21 protein-coding genes, 1 tRNA gene and 1 pseudogene are annotated in these 23,536 nt (G+C 69.6%); 3 read left to right on the top strand and 20 right to left on the bottom strand.

What is annotated here, in order from left to right; genetic code table 11:
• Positions 1-78: 78 nt before the first annotated feature.
• The 10 genes and pseudogenes from IG08_RS0115795 to IG08_RS0115755 form a co-directional block, all read right to left on the bottom strand.
• On the bottom strand, positions 79-312 hold the full coding sequence (locus IG08_RS0115795; protein ID WP_003976229.1) for a hypothetical protein: 234 nt from the start codon (positions 310-312) through the stop codon (positions 79-81).
• 3 nt (positions 313-315) lie between these two features.
• Entirely contained in the window at positions 316-489 is a 174-nt protein-coding gene (locus tag IG08_RS59020; RefSeq protein ID WP_106980944.1) for a hypothetical protein, read from the bottom strand.
• 70 nt (positions 490-559) lie between these two features.
• Positions 560-755: pseudogene (locus IG08_RS61310) on the bottom strand (MFS transporter); the annotation flags it as partial.
• 34 nt (positions 756-789) lie between these two features.
• Positions 790-862: transfer RNA gene (locus tag IG08_RS0115785), tRNA-Ala, on the bottom strand.
• 72 nt (positions 863-934) lie between these two features.
• Entirely contained in the window at positions 935-1,609 is a 675-nt protein-coding gene (locus tag IG08_RS0115780) for a histidine phosphatase family protein (RefSeq protein WP_030601686.1), read from the bottom strand.
• The gene (rsfS, locus tag IG08_RS0115775; RefSeq protein WP_030601684.1) at positions 1,606-2,049 is read right to left on the bottom strand and encodes a ribosome silencing factor; all 444 of its coding nucleotides are present in this window, start codon (positions 2,047-2,049) and stop codon (positions 1,606-1,608) included. Before rsfS ends, IG08_RS0115780 begins: the two co-directional genes overlap by 4 nt.
• Before the next feature lie 100 nt (positions 2,050-2,149).
• Entirely contained in the window at positions 2,150-3,940 is a 1,791-nt protein-coding gene (locus IG08_RS0115770; RefSeq protein WP_030601682.1) for an LCP family protein, read from the bottom strand.
• A gap of 16 nt (positions 3,941-3,956) precedes the next feature.
• Positions 3,957-4,595, bottom strand: a complete 639-nt coding sequence (nadD, locus tag IG08_RS0115765) for a nicotinate-nucleotide adenylyltransferase (protein ID WP_030601680.1) — start codon at positions 4,593-4,595, stop codon at positions 3,957-3,959.
• 79 nt (positions 4,596-4,674) lie between these two features.
• Positions 4,675-4,839, bottom strand: coding sequence for a hypothetical protein (locus tag IG08_RS60665; RefSeq protein ID WP_030601678.1), 165 nt, complete (start codon positions 4,837-4,839; stop codon positions 4,675-4,677).
• Positions 4,840-4,949: 110 nt separating this feature from the next.
• Positions 4,950-5,111, bottom strand: coding sequence for a hypothetical protein (locus tag IG08_RS0115755; RefSeq protein WP_030601676.1), 162 nt, complete (start codon positions 5,109-5,111; stop codon positions 4,950-4,952).
• Between the two features lie 126 nt (positions 5,112-5,237).
• Here IG08_RS0115755 and IG08_RS0115750 point away from each other — a divergent pair, with 126 nt between their 5' ends.
• The gene (locus IG08_RS0115750; RefSeq protein ID WP_030601673.1) at positions 5,238-6,356 is read left to right on the top strand and encodes a M48 family metallopeptidase; all 1,119 of its coding nucleotides are present in this window, start codon (positions 5,238-5,240) and stop codon (positions 6,354-6,356) included.
• 40 nt (positions 6,357-6,396) lie between these two features.
• Here IG08_RS0115750 and IG08_RS0115745 read toward each other — a convergent pair whose 3' ends face one another.
• The 5 genes from IG08_RS0115745 to proB form a co-directional block, all read right to left on the bottom strand.
• The gene (locus tag IG08_RS0115745) at positions 6,397-7,467 is read right to left on the bottom strand and encodes an SCO2583 family membrane protein (RefSeq protein WP_030601670.1); all 1,071 of its coding nucleotides are present in this window, start codon (positions 7,465-7,467) and stop codon (positions 6,397-6,399) included.
• 100 nt (positions 7,468-7,567) lie between these two features.
• Complete coding sequence (locus IG08_RS0115740) at positions 7,568-8,119, bottom strand: SCO2584 family spore wall biosynthesis protein (RefSeq protein WP_030601667.1); 552 nt, start codon at positions 8,117-8,119, stop codon at positions 7,568-7,570.
• Positions 8,120-8,269: 150 nt separating this feature from the next.
• A complete protein-coding gene (locus IG08_RS0115735) occupies positions 8,270-9,556 on the bottom strand; it encodes a glutamate-5-semialdehyde dehydrogenase (RefSeq protein WP_030601664.1) in 1,287 nt (428 codons plus the stop codon).
• Between the two features lie 61 nt (positions 9,557-9,617).
• Positions 9,618-10,073, bottom strand: a complete 456-nt coding sequence (locus IG08_RS0115730) for a hypothetical protein (RefSeq protein ID WP_030601661.1) — start codon at positions 10,071-10,073, stop codon at positions 9,618-9,620.
• Positions 10,074-10,259: 186 nt separating this feature from the next.
• Complete coding sequence (gene proB, locus IG08_RS0115725; RefSeq protein WP_043454380.1) at positions 10,260-11,366, bottom strand: glutamate 5-kinase; 1,107 nt, start codon at positions 11,364-11,366, stop codon at positions 10,260-10,262.
• A gap of 206 nt (positions 11,367-11,572) precedes the next feature.
• Here proB and IG08_RS0115720 point away from each other — a divergent pair, with 206 nt between their 5' ends.
• Both IG08_RS0115720 and IG08_RS0115715 read left to right on the top strand, forming a co-directional pair.
• Entirely contained in the window at positions 11,573-12,979 is a 1,407-nt protein-coding gene (locus tag IG08_RS0115720) for a polysaccharide pyruvyl transferase family protein (RefSeq protein ID WP_043454378.1), read from the top strand.
• A 229-nt stretch (positions 12,980-13,208) separates the two neighbouring features.
• Positions 13,209-15,242, top strand: coding sequence for a hypothetical protein (locus tag IG08_RS0115715; RefSeq protein ID WP_234342888.1), 2,034 nt, complete (start codon positions 13,209-13,211; stop codon positions 15,240-15,242).
• Here IG08_RS0115715 and IG08_RS0115710 read toward each other — a convergent pair.
• From IG08_RS0115710 to IG08_RS0115685, 5 genes are all read right to left on the bottom strand, one after another.
• Entirely contained in the window at positions 15,226-16,434 is a 1,209-nt protein-coding gene (locus IG08_RS0115710; protein ID WP_030601650.1) for a glycosyltransferase family 2 protein, read from the bottom strand. The genes IG08_RS0115715 and IG08_RS0115710 overlap by 17 nt on opposite strands.
• Before the next feature lie 252 nt (positions 16,435-16,686).
• On the bottom strand, positions 16,687-18,738 hold the full coding sequence (locus tag IG08_RS0115700) for a hypothetical protein (protein ID WP_030601647.1): 2,052 nt from the start codon (positions 18,736-18,738) through the stop codon (positions 16,687-16,689).
• Between the two features lie 159 nt (positions 18,739-18,897).
• Positions 18,898-20,397 (bottom strand): bifunctional cytidylyltransferase/SDR family oxidoreductase, encoded by a 1,500-nt coding sequence (locus IG08_RS0115695; protein ID WP_030601645.1) that lies wholly within the window; start codon positions 20,395-20,397, stop codon positions 18,898-18,900.
• A gap of 224 nt (positions 20,398-20,621) precedes the next feature.
• The gene (locus IG08_RS0115690) at positions 20,622-21,812 is read right to left on the bottom strand and encodes a hypothetical protein (protein ID WP_030601642.1); all 1,191 of its coding nucleotides are present in this window, start codon (positions 21,810-21,812) and stop codon (positions 20,622-20,624) included.
• 100 nt (positions 21,813-21,912) lie between these two features.
• On the bottom strand, positions 21,913-23,463 hold the full coding sequence (locus IG08_RS0115685; protein WP_030601640.1) for an alkaline phosphatase D family protein: 1,551 nt from the start codon (positions 23,461-23,463) through the stop codon (positions 21,913-21,915).
• Between the last annotated feature and the right edge of the window lie 73 nt (positions 23,464-23,536).

Here is a 23,536-nt window from a genome sequence, read left to right as displayed (position 1 = left end):
ACCGGCCCACCTCATGGACCACCAAATCGTTTCCGTTCTGTCCGGATCCGGTCCCTGATGCCCGCCTCGCGACGGGCATCACGCCGTGACGAACGAGTAGAACCGCTTGAGCGTGCAGTGTTCCTCGAGAAGCCGGCCGTAGATCGGCTCGCCCTCGAGTTCGCGGTACGTCTCGATCGGGTCGCCTTTTATGATCAGCGCCCGCGCGCACTCCTCGCACCAGTACTGGTAGTCGGGATTGACCGGTTCCATGTCACGGACGATCGGTGTCCCGCTGCCGCACCAGTCGCACTTTCGCCTGTGTGCACCCATCGATCAGCTCCAGCTGTGGCCGCAGGCCGTGCACACGTAGGAAACTCCGCCGTTGTCGCCGAGTACTTGCGCCACATGGACGGAACCACAGGAAGGGCAGCTGAGGCGGGTGACCGTGTCCCGTGTCGACGCCGCTTCGAGGAGGTGGCCGACCTCCACGAGGATGCTCGCAGGCATCACTAGCTCCCTCCCGTCGGGCCGCGCCCCCTTCCGGCCGTTTGATTCTGCCACGGCCGGACCAATACGGTCAGCGACGCCTGAGTACCAGTCCGGACACGGCACCCACCGCGGCGGTCCCGGCCAGCGCGAACGTGCACGCCAAAAGCGCCTCCGCAGAGGTATACGCCCCGAAGGCCCCGAGTGACTCAAGTCGGTTCAGGAAGAGTGTGCCGAACACTGCGACGTCGGTCACCCCGGCCGAGCTGTGCGGCAGACACAAGAAGATCCCGCCCTGTGCAGGACGGGATCTTCATTCTGTGGAGCTAAGGAGAATTGAACTCCTGACCTCCTGCATGCCATGCAGGCGCTCTACCAACTGAGCTATAGCCCCGCACGTTCTTCCCGCTCCGCGGGGCGAACAAGAAGAACTTTAGCCTGCGACCTGCCGGAAAGTGAAATCCGCTCAGTCGTCGTCGCCGAGGACCGGCTCCGGCAGTGTGCCGGCGTTGTGCTCCATGAGGCGCCAGCCGCGGGCGCCCTCGCCGAGGACGGACCAGCAGCAGTTGGAGAGGCCGCCGAGGCTCTCCCAGTGGTGGGCGTCCAGGCCGAGGAGACGTCCGATGGTGGTGCGGATCGTGCCGCCGTGACTGACCACGACGAGTGTGCCGTCGTCGGGGATCTTCTCGGCGTGCCGGAGCACGACGGGGGCGGCGCGGTCGGCGACCTCGGCCTCCAGTTCGCCGCCGCCACGGCGGACCGGCTCACCGCGCTTCCACGCGGCGTACTCCCCGCCGTGCCGGGCGATGATCTCGTCGTGCGTCAGCCCCTGCCAGACGCCCGCGTAGGTCTCGCGCAGGCCCTCGTCGTGGGTCACCTCCAGGCCGGTGAGCGCGGCCAGTTCGGCGGCCGTGTTCGCGGCCCGCTGAAGGTCGGAGGCGACGATCGCGTCGGGCTGCAGGGAGGCCAGCAGCCGGGCGGCACGACGGGCCTGGCCGACGCCGGTCTCGGTGAGCTCCACGTCCGTGGTGCCCTGGAAGCGACGCTCCACGTTCCAGGCGGTCTGGCCGTGCCGCCACAGGATGACGCGACGGCCCCTGCCCGGCTTACGGTTCACCGCTGCCGCCGAAGGTGCACTCACCGCAGCTCCCCGAACTCGGCGGCGTCCTCCTCGGCCCGGAGGGCGGCATGTTCCTTTGCCTTGCCCCGGGTGGCCTTGGCGTCGGCCGGCAGTTCGAGCTCGGGACAGTCCTTCCACAGCCGCTCCAGGGCGTAGAAGACACGCTCCTCGCTGTGCTGGACGTGGACGACGATGTCGACGTAGTCGAGCAGGACCCAGCGGGCCTCGCGGTCGCCCTCGCGGCGCACCGGCTTGGCGCCGAGCTCCTTCTGGAGGCGTTCCTCGATCTCGTCGACGATCGACTTGACCTGACGGTCGTTGGGCGCGGAGGCGAGCAGGAAGGCGTCCGTGATCGACAGGACGTCGCTGACGTCGTAGGCGATGACGTCATGGGCGAGCTTGTCGGCGGCCGCCTGAGCGGCGGTGTTGATGAGCTCGAGAGAGCGGTCAGTGGCGGTCACTACAAGGCTTTCCGTCGGCGGACTCTGGACACCAAGGGTCTCACGGACCGCCGACGGTCCCCCACGTGATCAGTGGATCACGTGGAGGGCCGGTCCTCGCCTAGGACGAGGACTCGGGCTTGTAGTCCTGGCCGAGGACCACGGAGACGTCCGCGTTCGAGGAGACCGTGCCCTTGGTCACGGCGCTGGTGGCCAGGCCCAGGGTCTTGGCGACCTCGGTGGCGTTCTCCTTGTCGGCGGCATCGGCGTAGACGACCTTGGACGCGGTCTGGGCCGCGGAGGCGGTGCCGCCGTCCAGGAAGGTGAAGCCGCCGTTGAGGAGGACGACACGGGCCTTCTCGGTGTAGTCCTTGGTGCCGCTGGCGTTCTGGACGGAGACGCTGACGGCCGCGTCCTTGTCGGGGCTCTTCGCGGTGCCGCCGAGGACGTCCTTGACCACGCTGGAGCTGGCCTCGGCGCTCAGCGTGCCGTCGCCCTGGACGGGCAGCAGGGCGGTCTTGTAGTCGCCGCCCTTGGCGAGGTCGGCGAGCTTGGCCAGGAGGGTGCCGAGGTCCTTGTCGGTCAGCGGCGGCTCGATGATCTGCCCCAGCGTCTGCACGGTCACGGTCGCGCCCTGTGCGTCGGAGGACAGCTTGCGCAGCGTGCCCTGCATGACCTGGCCGAACCGCTCCAGCTGGGCGTTCTGGGCCTCGCCGGAGGCCTGGTAGGTGGCGTAGGCGACGGCCATCTTGCCGCTGAGGGTCTGGTCCTTGCCCTTCTTCACCAAGGGCGCCTCGCCCTTCCTCTTGGCCTTCGGGTCGGGCACGTCGGCGTTGGTGTCGACCTCGATGTTGCCGACGAGGTCGACCAGGTTCTGCAGATACGGGGTGTCCAGGCGCCAGGTGCCCTCGATGTCGGTGCCGAGGACGGTGTCGAGGGAGTCGACCGTGCCGGCGGAGCCGTCGTCGTCGACGGACTTGGCGAGGGTCGTCGTGGTGCCGTCGTCGTCCGACAGGGTGAGGGAGTTGGGGATCAGGACGGTGGTGCCCTGCTTGGTGGTGGTGTTGTCGACGAGCAGCGCCGTGGAGGTGCCGCCCTTCGCGGTGTTGTGCAGATGGACGACGATCACGTCACGGTTCTGGGCGCCCACGGCCGTCGCCGTGCCGGTCTTGGTGTCGGACGAGGACAGGCCGGGCAGCTTCCCGGTCTGCCAGAGGTAGCCGACGCCGCCGACCGCGACCAGGGCCAGGACCACGACGAGCGCGACGAGGCGGCTGCGGGCCCGGCGCTTGGCCTCCTCGCGGCGCTCGGTGCGGTTCTCGGTGAAGTTCAGCCAGTCGATGACGTCCTCGGAGTCGGCGTCCGGATCCTCCACGAACGCGAACTGCTCGGTGTGGTAGTCCCGTTCGGCTCCGCCGCGCTCCCGCTCGGGGGCGGTGCCGTACTCCCCCTCGGCCGGGCCGGCCTGCTGCGGGATGTAGGCGGTCTGCTCGGCGACGCGGGGCTGCTGACCGCTGGCGGCGGCCCGGCCGTACGGGTCGTGGGCGGCGGGCCCGCCGCCCTGCTGCGCGCCGTTGCCGTAGGGGTCGTAGGGCGGCGGCACGGGCGCCTGCTGCCCGGTGTCACCGCCGCCGTAGGGGCCGTACGGCGGGACCGGGCGCCGGCTGCCGGTGTCGTACGGCGGGACGGGGCGCCGGCTGCCCGTGTCGTACGGCTGCTGGACCGGCTGCTGCCGGCCGGTGGCGTACGGGTCGTATCCGTAGCCCTGTTGCGCGTACGGGTCGTACTGCTGCTGGGGGGACTGCTGCGGCGGGACCTGCTGGTACACAGGCCGGCCGTACTCGTCGTAGCCGACGACCTCGTACTGGTCGCCTTGATCGCCGCCGTGTCCCGCGTCGTATCGGTCGTTCACCGGTGCCCCTCTCGGCTCACTCGCCGCGGTACAGCTCGCGCTTGTCGATGTAGCGCACGACCCCGTCCGGCACCAGATACCAGACGGGGTCGCCCTTGGCGACCCTCGCCCGGCAGTCGGTGGAGGAGATGGCCAGGGCGGGGACCTCGACGAGCGAGACACCGCCCTCGGGGAGCCCGGGGTCGGACAGCGGGTGGCCGGGCCGGGTGACCCCGATGAAGTGCGCCAGGGAGAACAGTTCTTCCGCGTCCCGCCAGGTGAGGATCTGGCCGAGGGCGTCGGCGCCCGTGATGAAGAAGAGGTCCGCGTCGGGATTGAGCGCGTGCAGGTCGCGCAGCGTGTCCGCGGTGTAGGTCGCGCCGCCGCGGTCGATGTCGATGCGGCTGACCGAGAACTGCGGGTTCTCGGCGGTCGCGATGACCGTCATCAGATAGCGGTCCTCGGCCGGGGAGACCTTGCGGTGGCTCTTCTGCCACGGCTGCCCGGTCGGGACGAACACCACCTCGTCCAGGTGGAACTGCGCGGCGACCTCACTGGCCGCCACGAGGTGCCCGTGGTGGATCGGGTCGAACGTCCCGCCCATGACGCCGAGGCGACGCTTGCCGGGGTTCGACGGGCCGTTGCCCGGGCCGGTAGGCATGTCCTGCTCTCCCATGCGTGCAGACCCTACCGGCCCGGCCTGAGAGCGCCGGCCGGAGGAGGCCCGGAGTGCCCCGGTATGGGCACCGGGTGCCTCAGCGGTCGCGGTTGAAGCGGGTGGTGATCCACAACAGAAGCATCAGGATGAGGAACGCGCCTCCGCCGGTCACCAGCGGGTTGAGGCTCTCGTGGTTGCCGCCGTGCTCCTCGCCCTCGGCGGCAAGGGTGACCAACTGGGCAGCGGTGCTGTGGAAGCTCATCTTCGGCAGGACCTATCCGGTGTGGGCGGAATAAAGACGTCGGCCCATCGTAAGCGGGAGCCGCGACGGCGATCACCCCGACTCCACCGTCGGGGAACCTTCACATCCCCTCAGTCGTCCTTCTGCTTGTACCCCCGCAGCAGGAACCACGCGGTCAGCACACAGCCCACCGCCATCACGATCAGTACGACCCGGAGCAGATTGCCCGCCCCCTGCTGCTCGGCGGCGCTCGCGGCCTCGGTGAACCAGGCGGCTCGGGGGTGGTGCTGCATGACGTGGACTCCTTCGCTGTACTGCCCGTCCACGCTATCTCCGCCTAGGCTGGGCTCTGCTTCGGGGGCGCAAAGGGCCGCACAAAGGTCCGCAAAGGGGCCACACAACCGCACATGGGGGAAGACATGTCCGACGACGGCCACGAGCACAACGGGCACGAGAACGTGCCGAGCAGGCAGCGCAGGCGTTTCCCGGGGATCTCCTCGCGTGCGTACGAACACCCCGCCGACCGCTCCGCCCTGGTGGCGCTGCGCAAGCTGAGCGGCTTCGACACCGTCTTCAAGGCGCTCAGCGGTCTGCTGCCCGAGCGAAGCCTGCGGCTGCTGTTCCTGTCCGACTCGGTCCGGGTGTCGGACCAGCAGTTCTCACACCTCAACGACATGCTGCGGGACGCCTGTTACATCCTGGACCTGGAGAAGGTCCCGCCGATGTACGTGAACCAGGACCCGCAGCCGAACGCGATGTGCATCGGCCTGGACGAGCCGATCATCGTGGTCACCACGGCTCTCGTCGAGCTGCTCGACGAGGAGGAGATGCGGGCGGTCATCGGGCACGAGGTGGGGCACGCGCTGTCCGGCCACTCCGTCTACCGGACCATCCTGCTGTTCCTGACCAGCCTCGCCCTCAGGGTGGCCTGGATCCCGCTGGGCAACCTCGCGATCATGGCGATCGTGACCGCGCTGCGCGAGTGGTTCCGCAAGTCGGAGCTGTCCGCGGACCGGGCGGGCCTCCTGGTCGGCCAGGACCTCAAGGCCTCGATGCGCGGCCTGATGAAGCTCGCCGGCGGCAACCACCTGCACGAGATGAACGTGGACTCGTTCCTGAAGCAGGCCGAGGAGTACGAGGCCGGCGGCGACCTGCGCGACTCCGTGCTGAAGATCCTGAACGTACTGCCGCGCTCCCACCCCTTCACCACCATCCGGGCGGCCGAGCTGAAGAAGTGGTCCGAGTCCCGGGACCACCAGCGGATCATGGACGGCCACTACCCGCGGCGCACCGAGGACAAGGACACCTCGGTCTCGGACTCGTTCCGCGAGTCGGCGGCGAGCTACGCGAGCAACGTGAAGAGCTCCAAGGACCCGCTGATGAAGCTGGTCAGCGACATCGCGGGCGGCGCGGGCGACCTGGGCGGACGGGTACGGCGCGGCTTCGGCGGCTTCTCGAGCTCCACGCCGGGACCGGACGAGCCGCCGACGGACACGGACCCGGGGACGAAGGACACGCCGCCGCGCGACGGCGACTGACCCGCCGCGGGGCTCACACCCGGTTCACACCCGGCTGGGGTCACACCTTCGGCTCCGCACTCGTCGCCAGCGACCCGCACAGCGCCGTAGCACTACCCGTCGCATACGGATCCGTGCCGGCCGGACCGCCCGCCTTCGCGGTCTGGCCGGCCAGCAGCGGGTGCAACCGACTCGTGGAGTCCTCGGCGCAGGACAGGGGCCCGGCCTGGACGTAGGAGACGACGAGCTGGGCCGTGTGCAGCCGCAGATCCTCGCGGTCGAAGCGGAAGTGCAGCTCCCGCCGGACGGTGAACAGGGAGGCCTCCGCCTCCTCCCCCGCACCGGCCGCCCGCAGCGCGTAGACGAAGGTGTGGTCCGCGGTGACCTCGAGCGTGGACGAGTCCGTCTCGGCGGCCTGCAGGCTGCCCTGCACCCGGATCCTGCTGTCGGCCAGCTCGGCGTCGGCGGGGTCGAAGCGAACCAGCCATCCGGTCGGCGCATGCCGCCCGTCCGCGGCCGGGTGGTCGAAACTCTGGTCGAACTGGTCGAGTTGGTCCGTGTCGAGGAGCACGCGCACGGGACGGACCTGCCGGCCGGTGATGACCTCCGGGTAGAGCGAGGACCGGACGAGGTAGTCCTTGGCGGTGGTCAGGGCGGCCACGACCTGGCTGTCCGAGAAGTGCGCGGTACGCCGGGAGGCGGGCAGCGGGATGCCCTCGGCGCCGACGCGGAACTGCGCGGCGGGGCTGTGCGCGTACAGGTACTCGGGGTCGGTGTGGCCGGGCACCTTGCCCTGTGGGGCCAGCGGGATGACGGTCATCCGCAGGGGCTCGACGGGGGTCCGGGCGGCGGGGGTCTGGTAGGGGTGCCGTACACCCATGTAGATCGCGGTACCGAAGGCGACGGCGATCAGCAGGACCAGGATCAGTGCCTGCCGGGACAGGCCCCGGCGCAGTGGCGGGCGGCGGCGGACGGCGGGGGCGTGGTCGGCGATGCGCTCCTGGGCGGAGAACTCCTGGAGGCGGGCAGCACGGACGAACGACTCGTCGAAGACGACGGATCGGTACTCGTCCTCTCCACCTGCGGGGCCGCCCTCGGGTGTCCCCTCAGGTGGGTCTCCTGGCCCTCCCATATCTTCAGAGTAGGTCTCCGGGAGGCTAGGTAAACGCCCTGGTACACGACAAGTTCTGACAGGTTCTCACCAGGACGGTCAGGGAGTGCACAGCAAGCGCTCAGGGCATTCGCGGGGTCGCCGAGGCGGCTGGCTGGGAGTAGTCGGCGGACGCGGAGGGAGTCGCCGTGCCCCCTTGCTCCAGACCGGTCGAGGCGGGCGGCGGAACCTGGTCCCGGCTGCCGGACGAAGCGCCCCGGTAGACCGCGGTGAAGGCCAGCGCGACCATGCCGATGCCTATGACGAGGGCGAGCATCCAGGCGACCGGGCGGTGCCAGCGGACCTGTTTGCCGTACGTCCCGGGGGCGCCGTAGCGGCCTTCGAGGACGTCGGCGTCGTCCAGGTCGTCGAGGTCGGGATCATGGCCGAAAGCGCCGGGTCCGTCGGGGGTGAACCCATGTGCCCGGCGGGCCTCGGCCTCGGAGGCCTCCGCTCTCGCCTGCGCGGCGGCCAGGAGGCGTTCGACGGCGGTCGGCTCGTGCACCACGGCCGCCCGTACGAAGGCCTCGTCGAAGACCACGGAGGCGAACTCTTCGTCCGACACCCCGCGGTCATGGTCGTCGTCGGGCTCCCAGCCGTCAGGGAACGGCGTGCCCCCCACGTCCTCCGGCACGGATCCAGAGTAGACCTGGGGGGTTAATTTGGGCAGACGGTATGGAAATTCATCTACCTTGTGCGACGCCTCTCATGAGCCACGGGCGCGCACCAGGAGCGCGTGCCCCACGCATATGCGCAGGCGCGCGCCTCGGCGCCGGCGGCTCCGTCAGCGCCGTACGTGCCCGTCGCCGGTGACGATGTACTTCGTGCTGGTCAGCTCCGGCAGCCCCATCGGCCCCCGCGCGTGCAGCTTCTGCGTCGAGATGCCGATCTCCGCGCCGAAGCCGAACTGGCCGCCGTCGGTGAACCGGGTGGACGCGTTGACCGCGACCGTCGTGGAGTCGACCAGCTGGGTGAAGCGGCGGGCGGCCTGCTGCGAGGTCGTCACGATGGCCTCGGTGTGCCCGGAGGTCCACAGCCGGATGTGCTCGACGGCCTTGTCCAGCGAGTCGACGACAGCCGCGGCGATGTCGTAGGAGAGGTACTCGGTGTCCCAGTCCTCCAGCGTGGCCTCGACGACGGTCGCCTTGGAGTCCTTCGCGTACGCCAGCACCCGCGGGTCGGCGTGCACGGTCACGCCCGCCTCCGCGAGGGCGTCCAGGGCGCGGGGCAGGAACTCGGGGGCGATGTCCTGGTGGACGAGGAGCGTCTCGGCGGCGTTGCAGACGCTGACACGGTGGGCCTTGGAGTTGATCAGGATGTCGATCGCCATGTCGAGGTCGGCCTGGGCGTCGACGTAGACGTGGCAGCTGCCGACGCCGGTCTCGATGACCGGGACGGTGGACTCGGTGACGACGGTCTGGATGAGCGAGGCGCCACCGCGGGGAATCAGCACGTCGACGAGCCCCCGCGCCCGCATCAGCTCGCGCACGCTCTCGCGGCTCTCGCCGGGCACCAGCTGCACGGCGTCGGCGGGCAGCCCGGCCCCGCCCACGGCGTCCCGGAGGACCCGTACCAGCGCGGTGTTCGACTCGTACGCCGAGGCCGAGCCGCGCAGCAGTACCGCGTTGCCGGACTTCAGGCACAGGGCGGCGGCGTCCACGGTGACGTTCGGGCGGGCCTCGTAGATGATGCCGACCACGCCGAGCGGGACGCGGACCTGGCGCAGGTCGATGCCGTTGGGCAGGGTCGAGCCGCGGACGACCTCGCCGACCGGGTCGGGCAGCGCGACGACGTCCCGGACGTCGGAGGCGATGGCCCGCACGCGCTCCGGGGTCAGCTTCAGCCGGTCGATGATCGCCTCGCTGGTGCCGGCCTCGCGGGCCTTGGCGATGTCCCTGGCGTTGGCCTCGACGATCTCGCTCGTACGGACTTCCAGCGCGTCCGCGATGGCGAGCAGCGCGTCGTCCTTCTCGGCCCGCGGCAGCGGGGCGAGGTCGGCGGCGGCGGCCTTGGCGCGGTAGGCGGCCTGCGTGACCGGGGACATGGAGTCGTACGGCGAGAGCGTGGTCATACGGGAAGAGTAGTGCTCCGGACGGCCCCCAACACGGGCCGTTCCACAGCGCGAGACGGGATCAAAAGGGGTGAACTCCGACAGGCGACGCCGGCAGCGGTCCGTACCCCTCGGCGACGCGCTGGTGGTAGGTCTGGCGGTCGATGACCTCCAGGCCGACGATCTCCCACGGCGGCAACCCCGCGGTCTGCCGGTGCTCGCCCCACAGGCGCAGGGCGACGGCGGCCGCGTCGTGCAGGTCGCGGGCCTCCTCCCAGTACCGGATCTCCGCGTGGTCGTTCGCGTATCTGCTGGTCAGGAGGAAGGGGTGGTCGTGGGCGAGCTGCTCGAGGGCGCGCCGGACCTCCTGGAGCGGGGCCTCGTCGCCGGAGACGCTGAGGGTGACGTGCCACAGACGCGGCAGGTCCGCGGGCTCCTCGCCCTCGTACCGGTCGCCGGCGGCGACGCTCGTCAGGGCGCGTTCCTCGCCGGGCACGCGTGCGGAGGGACCGCGGGACGCCGCCGCCCCAGGGCGCACTCGTCTCACGACGGCCTCCTTTGCACACAGGTCGACCCCGGGGGTCGGGCGGAATGTGTCCCTGGGACAAAGTTGAGCAGGCCGCAAGGGCTCGTGGGGCGGTTTTGCGGAACGTCCACCTCAGGGCGACGCTCTTGTCGGGGCGTTCACCCCGTTTTCGGGTACACAGCCCGTCACCCGAGCCCCTCAGGGGTGCAGCAGCACCAGGTCGTCCCGGTGCACGACCTCGCGCTCGTACGCCGGACCCAGCTCGCGGGCCAGCTCCCGGGTCGAGCGGCCGATCAGCCGGGGAATCTCCTTGGCGTCGAAGTTGACGAGCCCTCGGGCCACCGCGTGCCCCTCGGTGTCCCGCAGTTCGACGGGGTCGCCCGCGGTGAAGTCGCCCTCGACGGCGGCGATCCCGGCCGGCAGCAGCGACTTGCGGCGCTGCACGACCGCCTGCACGGCACCGTCGTCCAAGGTAAGAGAACCCTGCGGAGTCGACGCGTGCTGCAGCCACAGCATCCGGTCGCCGGACCGCTTGCCGGCGGGGTGGAAGTAGGTGCCGGTGTCGCCGCCGGACAGCGCGTCGGCGGCGTGAACGGCACTGGTCAGCACGACGGGGATGCCTGCGGCGGCCGCGATCCGGGCGGCCTCGACCTTGGTGACCATGCCGCCGGTGCCGACGCCGGCCTTGCCGACGCTGCCGATGTCGACGCCCTCCAGATCAAGAGCCCCACGCACCTCCGCTATCCGCGAGGTCCCCGGCCTGCTCGGGTCGCCGTCGTACACGCCGTCGATGTCGGACAGCAGGACCAGCAGGTCGGCGTGGACCAGATGCGCCACCAGCGCGGCGAGCCGGTCGTTGTCGCCGAAGCGGATCTCGTCGGTGGCGACGGTGTCGTTCTCGTTGACGATCGGGAACGCGCCCATCGCGAGCAGCTTGTCGAGGGTGCGGGAGGCGTTGCGGTGGTGGGCGCGGCGGCTCATGTCGTCGCTGGTCAGCAGCACCTGGCCGACCCGGACGCCGTAGCGGGCGAAGGAGGCGGTGTAGCGGGCGACGAGCAGGCCCTGGCCGACGCTGGCGGCGGCCTGCTGGCGGGCGAGGTCCTTGGGGCGGCGGCGCAGCCCGAGCGGGGCGAGTCCGGCCGCGATGGCGCCGGAGGAGACGAGGACGATCTCCTTCTCCCCGCCGCTGCGGCTCTTGGCGAGGACGTCGACGAGCGCGTCGACCCGGTCGGCGTCCAGGCCGCCCGAGGCGGTGGTCAGCGACGAGGAACCCACCTTGACGACGATCCTGCGAGCCGAGTTCACGGCCTGCCTTGCCCCTGCCACTTCGCTTTCCGTTCCCTCGCACATCGGTTGTCCGGCAATCTACGCGAAGGGGACCAGGAGCCGCGCCTCGATATCAGTCCCTGGACATGCGCCGAGTAACTGGTTGCTCACGTGCCGCATACGGCAAAAAGGTTGTACTGGTTCCGTCTAGAAATCAAAGCCCTCCTAAACATATTTTGAACCTTGTGTCACCTACGAAGCGCATCCTCCTCAGGTCGGGGAAGAGCCCCTACGAAGCCGTCCCCGTCGAGGAAGCCCTCCAACGGGACGTCATCGCGACCAACTCCGGCAACCTGATCTTCAGCGACGCCACCCACAAGATCCTCGAGACCCCGCGCAGCGAGGTCGTCTCGAACGGCATCAGGACGAACGTGGCCGCGGCGAGCCGGATCAACGAGGAGTACGACGCCTTCGTCGTACCGCTGGCGAACGCGTTCCGGCCGTCCTTCGAGCCCCAGTTGAACCGGCTGACCCAGCTGATCAGCAGGCTCAGGATCCCGGTCGTGGTGGTCGGGGTCGGTGCGCAGACCGGGCTGGACTACAACCCGGCGCGGCTCAAGCCCATGGAACCGTCGGTGCGCGCGTTCGTCTCCGCGGTGCTCGACCGCAGCGCGTCGATCGGCGTGCGGGGCGAGTTCACCGAGAAGTACCTCAAGGACATGGGCTTCAAGGACGTCGAGATCATCGGCTGCCCGTCCCTGTTCATGTACGGCAAGGACCTCGCCGTGCACAAGCGGACCGCGCAGCTGACGGCCGGCTCCCGGATCGCCGTCAACGGCTCGCACAACGCGGTGAAGTCCCAGGGCCTGGACCGGGTCATCCGCCGCACGCACGCGCGCTACCCGCACCTGCGCTACATCGGCCAGAACCTCAGCGACGCCCAGCAGCTGTACTGGCGGGACCTGTCGGACCCGAACGGCAGGATCACGGCGATGCCGACGCATCCCGACCACCCGATGTACCGGGAGGACAAGGCCCGGGTCTACATCGACCCGATCACCTGGATCGACGACCTGCGGGACTTCGACTACTCCTTCGGCTCGCGCATCCACGGCAACATAGCCGCGCTGCTGGCCGGCACGCCCGCGACCGTGCTGTGCGGTGACTCGCGGACGCTGGAGCTGTGCCGTTACTTCGACATCCCGCACCGCACCATCGACAAGGTGACCGCGGACCTCGACCCGGCAGACCTGTACGCGGAGGCGGACTTCACCGCACTGAGCGGCGGTCACCAGAAGCGCTTCGAGCAGTTCACGGCCTTCCTGGACCGCAACGGCCTGGAGAACACCTTCACGCACGGCGACGGCGGCAAGGCATTCGAGGAGCGCATGCGGTCCCTGTCCTTCCCGGCCGGCATCCGCCCCTGGAACGACGCGGACCCCGCTTCCCTCATCTCGCGTTTCGGCTGGCTGCACGGCCGTGTCGAGGAACTGTCCAAGGACAACGCCAAGTTGAAGAAGGACCTGGCGAAGGCCAAGGCCGACGCCAAGGGGGTGACGGTGCCCGCCCCCAGCCCCCAGGCCTCCGTCTACCGCCGCGCACGGCGCGCGGTGGGTGGGCCGATCCGCCGGGCACTGCAGTCGGGCAAGTAGCGGCCGACCCGCCCTTTACACTCCGCAACCACTCCAAGGCGCCCGGACACGCGCGTGTCGTCCACAGGTCGACAGGCGTTAACCCGGGCGTCCGTCATGCTGCGACCTTGGAGTGACCGCAGTGCTCACACGTCTCCCCCGTCGGCGGTTCGCGACGAGATCCAGATCCCCCCGCCGCCCCCGACTGCGGCCCACCCTGCGGCTCCCCCGTCGGCAGACCACGGCCAGAGTGCTCGTCGTGGCCGTGCTCGGGGCCGCCTTCGCCGCCCAGGCCGTGGCCGCCCTGCGTCCGCACGTACCGCTGCTGCTCGCCGCCACCGCCACCTCCCTGCTCGTCGAAGGCGTGCTGCACCGGTGGCAGCGCGGCATGGTGTCCGTGTTCGCCAAGTCGCACGCGGACATCACCGTCCGGCACGTGCTGCGCGACCTGCTGCTCGTCGTCGGCCTGCTGCGGCTGAGCGAGCAGGACCGGGAGACGGCGTACGCCGCGCTCGTGGCCGGTCTGCTCGTCTTCTACACGCTGCACTGCGCGATCCAGGCGGTCTCGGTCCTGGTCCGCCGTATCCGCACCCTGCCGGTGGTCACCCGCAACATCGACGCCTCCGCCCTGCGCCTGTCCCCGGCCCCGTCCGCCCTGCTGCGCCGCCCCGGCCAGCGCCTGCTGGTCTTCGGCATGCCGTCGACGGCGGGCCTGCTGGCCACGGCGGTGACCGGCGAGCCGCGGTACGCGGCCTTCGGCATCGCCGTCTCCCTCGGCCTCTCGCTGAAGGGCCTGTACGACCTTCTGGTACTGCTGCTGCCGAGCCGCCGTCCGGCCGGTGAGCAGGAGGTGCTGGACTGGTTCGACGCGTGGCTGGCCGAGTACCGGCCGACCGTCGGCCTCTACTTCTCCGGCGGGGCGTCCTCGGCGTACCAGGCGAACATGTGGCTGGAGCCGCTCGCGAAACTGCGGGGCCGGCCGGTGATCGTGCTGCGCGAGCGGTTCATGGTGCAGAAGATCGCCGCGACCGACGTCCCGATCATCTGTCTGCCGAAGGTCACCACCCTGATGCGTCTGGAGCAGTCCACGCTCCAGGCCCTCATCCACCCCTCGAACTCCGGCAAGACCTCCCAGGTCCTGCGCATCCCCACCCTCAAGCACACCTTCGTCAACCACGGCGAGAGCGACAAGCTGTCCTCGTGCAACCCGTACGCGAAGGCCTACGACGAGGTGTGGGTGGCCGGTCCCGCGGCGCGCGAGCGGTACGCGACGGCCGAGGTCGGCGTCGAGGACAAGGACGTCCGGGAGATCGGCCGCCCGCAGCTGGATGCCGTACGGCCGTACGCGGGCCCGCCGACCGGGCCGTACACCACGGTTCTCTACGCGCCCACCTGGGAGGGCTGGGACGGCAACCCCGGCAACACCTCGGTGATCGAGGCCGGCGAGAACCTCGTACGCGCGCTGCTGGCAGATCCCGGCGTACGGCTGCTGTACAAGCCGCATCCGCTGACCGGGTCGGTGGACGCGCGGGCGGGCGCCGCGGACCTCAGGATCCGGGAGCTGGTCCGGGCGGCGAACCGGGAGCGGACCGGGGAGCGGCCCGCCAACGACGGTGAACTCGCGCGTCGGACACAGGAGTTGGACCGGCTCACCACGACCGCCTTCCGGTCCGCCGCCGATCAGGTCGAGCGGATGCTGCTGCAGTCCACGCCCGAGCCGGGCCGCGCCGAGGCGGTGGTCCGGGCGACGGCGGCCTGGGAGCGGGCGTACTGGGCCTCCCTGCCTACGTCGGAGCACCAGGTCGTCACGGACGCGCGGCCCGCGCTGTACACCTGCTTCAACCAGGCCGACCTGCTGATCAGCGACGTCTCCAGCGTGGTCAGCGACTTCCTGGCGAGCGGCAAGCCCTACGCGGTGGCCAACACCAGCGGGCTGGACGAGGACGTGTTCCGTACGGCCTTCCCGACGGCCGGTGCGGCGACCGTACTGACACCGGACGCGGCGGGGATGCCGGCGCTGCTGGACGCCGTACGGCACCCGGAGCGGGACGAACTGGCCGACGCCCGGGCCGCGTTGAAGCGACGCCTGCTGGGGCCGGACGAGCCGACCTCGCAGGTGCGCTTCAACGCGGCCGTGCAGGCGCTGTGTTCGGTGGCGCGGGAGCACCGCACGCGGATGGCGGACCGACTGGCGGCGGAACTTCCCGGTCAGCGGCAGGAATCGCCGGCCGCACCCGAACGGGAGACGGCGGCCACCTCCGGCGTCCTCACGCTGCCGCGCTAGCCCCCCGCACCGGCAGCATCCGGCGGGCCTTGCGGACCGCGCGGCGCAGCAGTATGTCGACGGAACCCGCGCGGTAGCCCGGGAAGTCGCGGGCCTCGCGCGGTTCGGCGAGGAAGACGGAGTCGGGGATGCCGGCCTCCGGGTCGCGGAAGTGGGGGTAGGCGAGGTAGAGGCGGCGGCCCTTCTTCTCGACGACGGCCTCGGGAGTCTCGTTGCTCTTGATGAACTCCAGGACGTCCAGGAGGAGATCGGGCCGCTGCGCCGCCAGCAGGTACGCCCGCAACCGCTCGTGGACCCTGAGGCGGTGGGCGACCTCGTCGGTCCAGTAGGCCTCGATCAGCGGCTTCGCCAGGTCGAGCTTCTGCTGCCGGACCTTCTCGCTGTTCTTGAGGAACTTCGGGCCGAACTGCGGCAGCAGCGTGACGACGAAGGGGCGGACCATGAGCGCGTCGCGCCGCGGGCCCTCGGGGACCATGTCCGCGATCAGGGTCATCAGGGCGCGCGCGGAGTCGAAGCGCAGGGTCCAGCTGCCGCTCTTCGTCACGTGCTTGCCGTCCTCGCGGCCCACGAGGTAGTAGCAGACGTGGTCGGCGATCAGGGAGACGCCGTCCGCCCGCAGATAGGCCTCCATCGTGAACAGCGCGTCCTCGCCGGTCCACAGGGACTCGTCGAAGCGCATGCTGTGACGTTCCAGCAGGGCGCGGCGGAAGAGCTTCTGCGCGCTCAGCGTGAACTTGATGTTGGAGGAGAAGACGTCGGTGCGCTCCAGCGTGCTGCCCCACATGGACTGCGGCGGCTTGCGGTTGACCCCCTCGACCTTGCCGACCACGACGTCCGTGTTGTTGCGGTCGGCCATGGCGACCATCCGCTCCAGGGCCTCGGGGCCGAGCCGGTCGTCGGCGTCGAGGAAGAAGACGTAGCGGCCGGCGGCCTTGCCGAGGCCGACGTTGCGCGGGCCGCTGGGGCCGCCGGAGTTGTCCTGCCGGATCACCGTGACGGTGAGGGAGGTGCGGGCGGCGAACTCCTCCAGGTACTCGCCGGTGCCGTCCGTCGAGCCGTCGTCGACCGCGATGACCTCGATGCGCGCGTGGTCGAGGGTCTGCGCCTCGACGGACGCCAGGCACTCGACGAGATACGGCATCGCTTCGTACGCCCCGATGATCACGCTCACATCAGGCTGCGTAACGGTCACGTTTCCCCCTAGTCACGGAAAATCCTCCCCGAATCGCCTTATTGGCAAGCTGATAGACGGTTGGCCACGGGAAGCGGTTGCCTTGGAAGAATCATTTCGTGACCCAGCTCACATGGCGAAACGACAGGGCCGACAGGCGGACGACAGACACGGACACGCACACCAGGACATACGTAAACAGGGCCCGGATTTCGAGGATCACTCCTCAGAAATCCGGGCCCTGTTTCGTGGCAGCCGCAGCCGCCGCCGGAATCAGCCCGCGGTCGCCTCGGCCTCGGCGACCTGGGCCACCCGTGACTCCTGGCCGACGTTGCGCGCCTCGGCCTTGATCGCCAGGTTCGCCACCGCGGTGTTGAACTGCTCGATGGACGTCGGCTCGTCCGGACCGAGCAGGTACTGCTTGAGTTCCCTGCGGTCCTCGGCCAGCGGGTCGGCGGCCCGGTCACGCACGGCCTCCAGCAGTTCGCCCAGCTCGGCGGCGCTGTTGGACAGGATCGTGGCGGCGCGCACCGCGGTGTTCTGCCGCTTGAACTCCTCCACGCCCAGCTCCGCGGAGTCCGTCACCGCGTACGGCTTGCCGCTCGCGATGAAGTCGGAGACCACGCTGGAGATGTCGGAGACCATCGCGTCGGAGACGTTGAAGCAGTCGTACAGGCGCGGCTCGGCGCCCGAGATGACGCGGTGCTCCCAGGCCGGGAAGGAACGCCAGTAGGTGTCGTTCCACTCGTTCCGGAGCCGGGCGATCTCCTCGTGCTTCTTGACGTCGACGACGCCGTCACGCGTGGCGTCGGCCTCGTCGCCCTTGTCGCCGCCGCTGCCGACCAGCACGGCGACGCGGGCCTCGATGCGGGCGAGCTCGGCCTTGGCCTGCGTCCGGACGGCCTCGTCGGCCGTGAAGCGGGCTTCGGTGGCGCGCTCGGCGGCGGCCTTCTCCATCAGGGCGACGAGCCGCCGGTGCGCGGCACCGGCCTCGGCGCTGACGGTGCCGGTGAAGGGGTGCGGCTTGTACAGGACGCGGACCGGCGGGTCGGCCTTCACCAGCTTCTTCACGATGTTCTCGCCGGCGAGCACGATCGAGGTGTTGCCCGGGTCGCCGTCCCAGCCCTCCCAGGTGGGCGCGTACAACACGGTGGGGATACGACCCTCCGGCACGCCTTCCCAGGTCCGGATCGGCGCCAGCTGCGGGCGGCCCACCTCGGCGATGTCGGCGTCGAGGACACCGACGTCGGCGATGGCGTAGCGGTCGCGGCCCGCGCGGCCCGCGGTCCACACCTCGTCGTACACCTTGCTGAACGGGTTGACGCTCGCCAGCTTGTCGCTGTCGCCGTGGCCGATGAAGACGTGCTTCATGGTGGGCACGCGCAGCAGGTGGATGTTCTTGCCGACGTTCGCCGCGTACAGCGCGACGCGCACCGTGGACAGGTCCATGTTCATCAGGTGCACCCCTCCGGGCACGCAGATGACGGGGACCGTGGTGGGCGCGAGGTTCTGCAGTATGACCCGCTCACGCAGGATGATCAGCGGCCGGGTCTCCAGCTGCTCCATGGTCTCCAGCCACATGTTGACCTGGTAGACGGAGTCCTTGGAGCCGGAGAAGTACAGCACCGTCTCCGGCTTGTACTCGTGCAGCCAGCCGTCGACCGCGGCCAGCACCTTCTCGGCGTTCGGCGGGGTCTTCCCGCCGCGCACGTACGGCATCAGCGCCAGGACGTACAGCCCGCCGACGAGCAGCGTGACACCGCAGCCGATGAAGCCGGGCAGCGCCGAGTCCAGCACGGCGGAGACGAGTATCCCGACCACGGCCGCCAGGTCGATGTGGAGCATCTTCTCGGCGGAGCGGTTCAGCAGTCCCTGCGGCGGGGCGTCCGGGATACGGATGCGCGAGGCCAGGTCGACGTTGCGGGTGGCGACCGGCATCCGGCGGCGGTTGCGGATCAGGGTGACCAGCGCGCCGTGCGGGGCCTGGAGGCCGTAGAACGCGATGAAGCAGGCGGTCGCGCTGTAGAAGACCAGGTTGTCCGAGAGGGACATCCGGGCCAGCAACAGGATCAGCAGAAGCTGCCTGATCAGGAAGCGGATCGACAGGCCCGCGCGCACCTTGCTGAGGCGGTTGATCAGATAGCTGCCCTTGCGGTGCAGATAGTGGTCCGCCAGGTACGTCACGGCGGTCGCGGCCGCGAAGGCGGGGACGCTCGGGACGAGCGCGGCCACCATGAGAGCGGGGTAGCCCGCGATCATGAGGAGCGCGGCGGCCAGCTCGGCCGCGCTGCCCACCCGGGCGACGCGAATAGCGGTGGTTATCACTGAGAACCTGCTCTGGGAGGGGTGCCGGTTGTAAGTACCGAAAAAGTCCGGAAAGAGGATTGTGAACGCTCCGGGAAATTTACGGACTCAGGCCCCTGCGAATGCGCCGTGAACGGGCAGCCACAGAGGCCTGAATGACAGAACACTATTAGTTCTTGATTATGCCACGCCGTCCTGGCGGTCGAGGACACTGGCCAGTGCCGCCTCGAAGCCGGAGGCCTGGCCGGCCGAGGCGGTCGGGTCCAGCTGGCGGACGTCGATCACGTGTCCGGTCAGCTCGGAAAGCAGCACGTCGAGCGAGGTGCGGGCCACGACCTCGGACGAGAGCAGGCTGCCCGGGGCCTCCTGACCGAAGGCCTTGGTGCGCATCGGCGTGGCGGTGCGCTCCGGGTTGACGCAGTTCACCCGGATACCGTCGCCGGCCCACTCGTCGGACAGGGCCTGGGTGAGGTTCACCATGGCGGCCTTGGTCGAGGAGTAGAGGCTGTACTCGGCGCGGCCGCGGGTGTAGCTGCTGGAGGTGTAGAGGAGCAGCTGGCCCTTGGTCTCGGCGAGGTACTTGTAGGAGGAGCGGGCGATCTGCACCGGGGCCAGGTAGTTGACCTTCAGCGCTTCCTCGATGGTCGCGTTGTCGGTCTCGGCGAGCTTGCCGATGCGCAGCACGCCCGCGGTGTTGACGACGTAGTCGATGCGCCCGGTCTCGGCGTACGCCTTGGACAGCGCGTCGTCGACCTCCTCCGGGTTCTCGACGTGGGTGCCGGTGGTGGAGCGGCCCAGCGCGTAGACCTTGGAGCCGTAGGACTCGGCGAGTTCGGCGATGTCCTTGCCGATGCCGTACGAGCCGCCGAAGACGACGATCGTCTTGCCGGTCAGCAGCTCGCGGTAGGCCTCCTCGGAGACCTGCTCGGGCGCGGCGGTCGAGGCGAGCTGGAAGAGCTTGTCGGCGATGAAGACGTCGACGGGCTGGGTGACCTTCATGTTGTACTCGTCGCCCGCGACGACGTGGATCGGCACGTCCGGCAGGTACTTGAGCACGACCGAGCAGTCGTCCGTGGCCTGGAAGTTGGGGTCGCCGGCCGCGACCTCGTAGGCGCGCTTGATCGTGGACAGCGTGAAGGCCTGCGGGGTCTGGCCGCGGCGCAGCCGGGAGCGGTCCGGGATCTCGGTGATGAACTCGCCGTCCTCGCCGTGCGTGCGCGTCACGATGATGGTGTCCGCGGACGGGATGGCGACGTCGACGGCCTGGTAGCGCTCCAGGGCGACCACACAGTCGTCGATCACGCGCTGCGAGAGCAGGGGGCGTACGGCGTCGTGGAACAGGACGTTGCGGTCCTCGCCCTCGGCCAGGCCCTCGCCGAGGGCGGCGATCGCGCGCTCGGTCGTCTCGTTCCGGGTGGAGCCACCCTCGATGATCTTGGTGACCTTCTTGAACCCGGCCTTGGCGACGATCTTCTCGATGTCGGGCACGTAGCCCGGCGCCATCAGCACGATGATGTCGTCGATCGAGTCGGCGTTCTCGAAGGTGGTCAGGGTGTGCTCGATGACTGCCTTGCCGGCGATCTTCAGCAGCTGCTTGGGGATCGAAAGACCCACGCGCTGACCGGTACCGCCGGCCAGGATCACTGCGGTGGTACGGGGCTTGGCGATGTGCTGGGACACAGATGACCTACCTCGGGGCGACAGGGAACTTGGAAATGGTCCCACTTGGGGTTACCGCAGTGCAAGGTGAGCGCCGTCCACCGCATATGTGCGCGCAACCTGTCATTCACCTTGCACTCCTGGTGATTGGCGAGACCTTCCGTCGAACGCCGGTGGAATTGCTGTGAGTAACTCCACAGGGAGTAAGCCATTGCTCAGCGTAACTCCACCGGGCGGCAGTCGGCTCAGCGCCGTCGCAGCCGCTTCAGGCAGCGATGGCCGAGTACCCGCACGAGTTCCTTCGAAGACGTCTGGTGAACGGTGCGCGCCTTGGCCGGGGTGGTGTGCTGGACCGGCGCCTCGGCGGCCGCGGCCAGCGCGCCGTACAGGGCCTGGGCGGCGACCTCGGGCGCGATCACCGGCTTGCCGCGCGACTGTCCGGCGGGCTTCGGTACGGCGGACAGGAGCGCGGGGTCACCGAGGACGCGCACACCCATTCCGGCGATCCGGTCGGCCATCTCGGCGCCGATCTCGGCGGCGGCCTCGACGGCCCATTGCGGAGTACTGATCTTCACGTCGTCCGGACCGGGAGCGCACGTGTTCTTCATATGCATGATGGCGCCGTACCGGACGAGCTGCGAATAAAGCTCCTCCGGGAGTTCATTACTACGGAATTCCTTATTAAGATTCCGCAGCATTTCGGTCTCGGCGAGGGTCAGTGAGCGATTCGCGGCGTCCGGGACCGGCTGCAGGAGATCGGCGGGCAGTCCGAGAAGCTGCTCGAAAGTACGCATCAGACCGCCCCGGTCGCTGTCGTCCACCACGACGACGGTGATCCGCTCGGCACCGACCACCCGGACCCAGCGCTCCACGAGCCGGTCGTGCCGGTGGCGGCGCCAGAAGCTGGGGTTGGGCTGCTCGTACGGAGCCTTCTTGAGCATGTGCGTGAGCCAGTTCTCGTAGCCCATGCGCAGACCGTTCTGCACGTACTGCTGCCACTGCGAGGGCATGATCCTGGCCAGCGGGCGCAGGGTGATCAGGACGTGCACCCGCTCACCGCCGAGGTCCTCGACCACACGGGCGATGGTCTCGTCGTCCGGGGCGTCGGCGAAGAACTCGCTGCTGATCACCGAGGTGCGTTTACCGGTGGCATGCACCTGCTCCAGCAGGGTCTCCCAGTGCCGCTCGGTGGGCTTGGTGTTGCCCATCATCCCGGGGCGCGAGCAGACGGCCAGGGCCGCCGACATCGGGTGTCTGCTGGTGCCGGGGAAGTCGACGCCGTGCTTGGCCATCGTGTCCTTGGCCTCGAACAGCGCGCCCTGGATCGAGGTCGTGCCGGTCTTGTGGGGGCCGATGTGCAGCAGGCGGGTGCCGGTGGGCAGCGGGGTGATCACGCCGTTCACCGGAGTGTCGTGTCTCGTACAGTCCGTCTCCATAGTTAGAAGAACGTAAGAGAGATTCCTGAGACTCGACTGAGAGAGGCCTGGGACACAGATGAGTCCCAGGCTCCGGTCACACAGGATTCATACGTCGAGGTCACACGACCCGGACTCCGGGCTTACCCGCGTCCACCCGCAGCCGGGCCAGCGTGCTGGGCGTGGCCTGCGGCGTCACCACCGTGTCGACGACCCTCACCTGCGCGTCGATGCCCTCGCGGCTGATGTCGAGGAGGTGGTAGCCGCGGTGGGCGTCGATCACCTTCCAGTGCGGGTTGTCGGCCCTCAGCGGGTCCCACTGGGCGTGGAAGGCCGCCTGGTCCTGGTCGCCGTTGCTGGAGATGGAGGTGCCGACGAACTCGGCGCCGACGACCGTGGAGGCCGGGTCGGCGTAGTCCACCTTGAGGTCGCTGATCATCGTGAGGTGGCGGTCGCCGCTGAGCACGACCGGGTTGCGCACGCTCCTGAAGTCGTCCAGGAGGGCGTTGCGCTCGACCTGGTAGCCGTCCCAGGCGTCGTAGAACCACTGCTTGCCCTCGCCGAGCAGGATGTCGGTCTCGGCCATCATGATCTGCGAGGCGATGAGGTTCCAGCGGGCCGGGGAGTCCTTCAGCCCGTCGAGCAGCCACTCCTTCTGCTCGGCGCCGAGCATGGTGAGCGAGGGGTCCTGGGCGGCCGCCTGGCTGGTGACCTGGTCGCTGCGGAACTGCCGGGTGTCCAGCACGTTCAGCCGGGCCAGCCGGCCGAAGTTCAGGCGGCGGTACATCTGGATGTGCGGGCCGGTCGGTACGGCGGCGGCGCGCACCGGCATGTGCTCGTAGTAGGCCTGGTAGCCCGCGGTGAGCCGGGCGACGAAGGCGTCGTGCGACTGGTTGGCGGGGTCCTGCGGGATCTCGCCGGCGAAGTCGTTGTCGATCTCGTGGTCGTCGAAGGTGACCACGAAGGGCGCGTTGGCGTGCATCGCGGCGAGGTCCGGGTCGGTGCGGTACTGGGCGTACCGGTTGCGGTACTGGGTGAGGGTGTACGGCTCACCGGTGCCCTCGTGCCGGCGGGGGCCCGCCGAGGACGGCGTCGACTCGTAGATGTAGTCGCCGACGAACAGCACGACGTCGGGGTCCTGGGACAGCATGTCGGCGTACGGCGTGAAGTAGCCGTGCTGCCAGTTCTGGCAGGAGGCGAGCGCGACGCGCAGGTTGCCGCGGATGCTGTGCCAGGCGGGGGCGGTGCGGGTGCGGCCGGTGGGCGAGAGCTGGCCGTCGGCGCGGAAGCGGTACCAGTACTGACGTCCCGGACGCAGACCCCGTACATCGACGTGAACGCTGTGTCCGTACTCGGGCCGGGCCTGGGCGGTGCCCTTGCGGACGACCTTTCTGAACCGTTCGTCCTCGGCGACCTCCCACTCCACCGGGACCACACTGTCGGGCATGCCGCCGCCGTTCAGCGGGTCGGGGGCGAGCCGCGTCCACAGCACGATGCCGTCCTGCAAGGGGTCGCCGGACGCCACACCGAGGCTGAACACGCCGTCGGGCAGCGGGATTTCGGCTGCTCGGGCGGTATTCGGCAGCCACAGCTGGGCGGAGGCCGCGGCGCCGAGCACGGCGGCACCGGCGGTCAGAAATCGGCGTCGGTCGGGTGACGCTTTTCCGGTCATCGGACGAACTCCCCTGCCTCGCTGGCCTCTTGGACATGGGAAGCTCACGCTCCGGGACCGTCCGCCCGCTGAA

This window comes from Streptomyces fulvoviolaceus (assembly GCF_000718165.1).
Classification (GTDB): Bacteria; Actinomycetota; Actinomycetes; order Streptomycetales; family Streptomycetaceae; genus Streptomyces; species Streptomyces fulvoviolaceus.
This window is presented reverse-complemented; position numbering and strand designations above follow the sequence as displayed.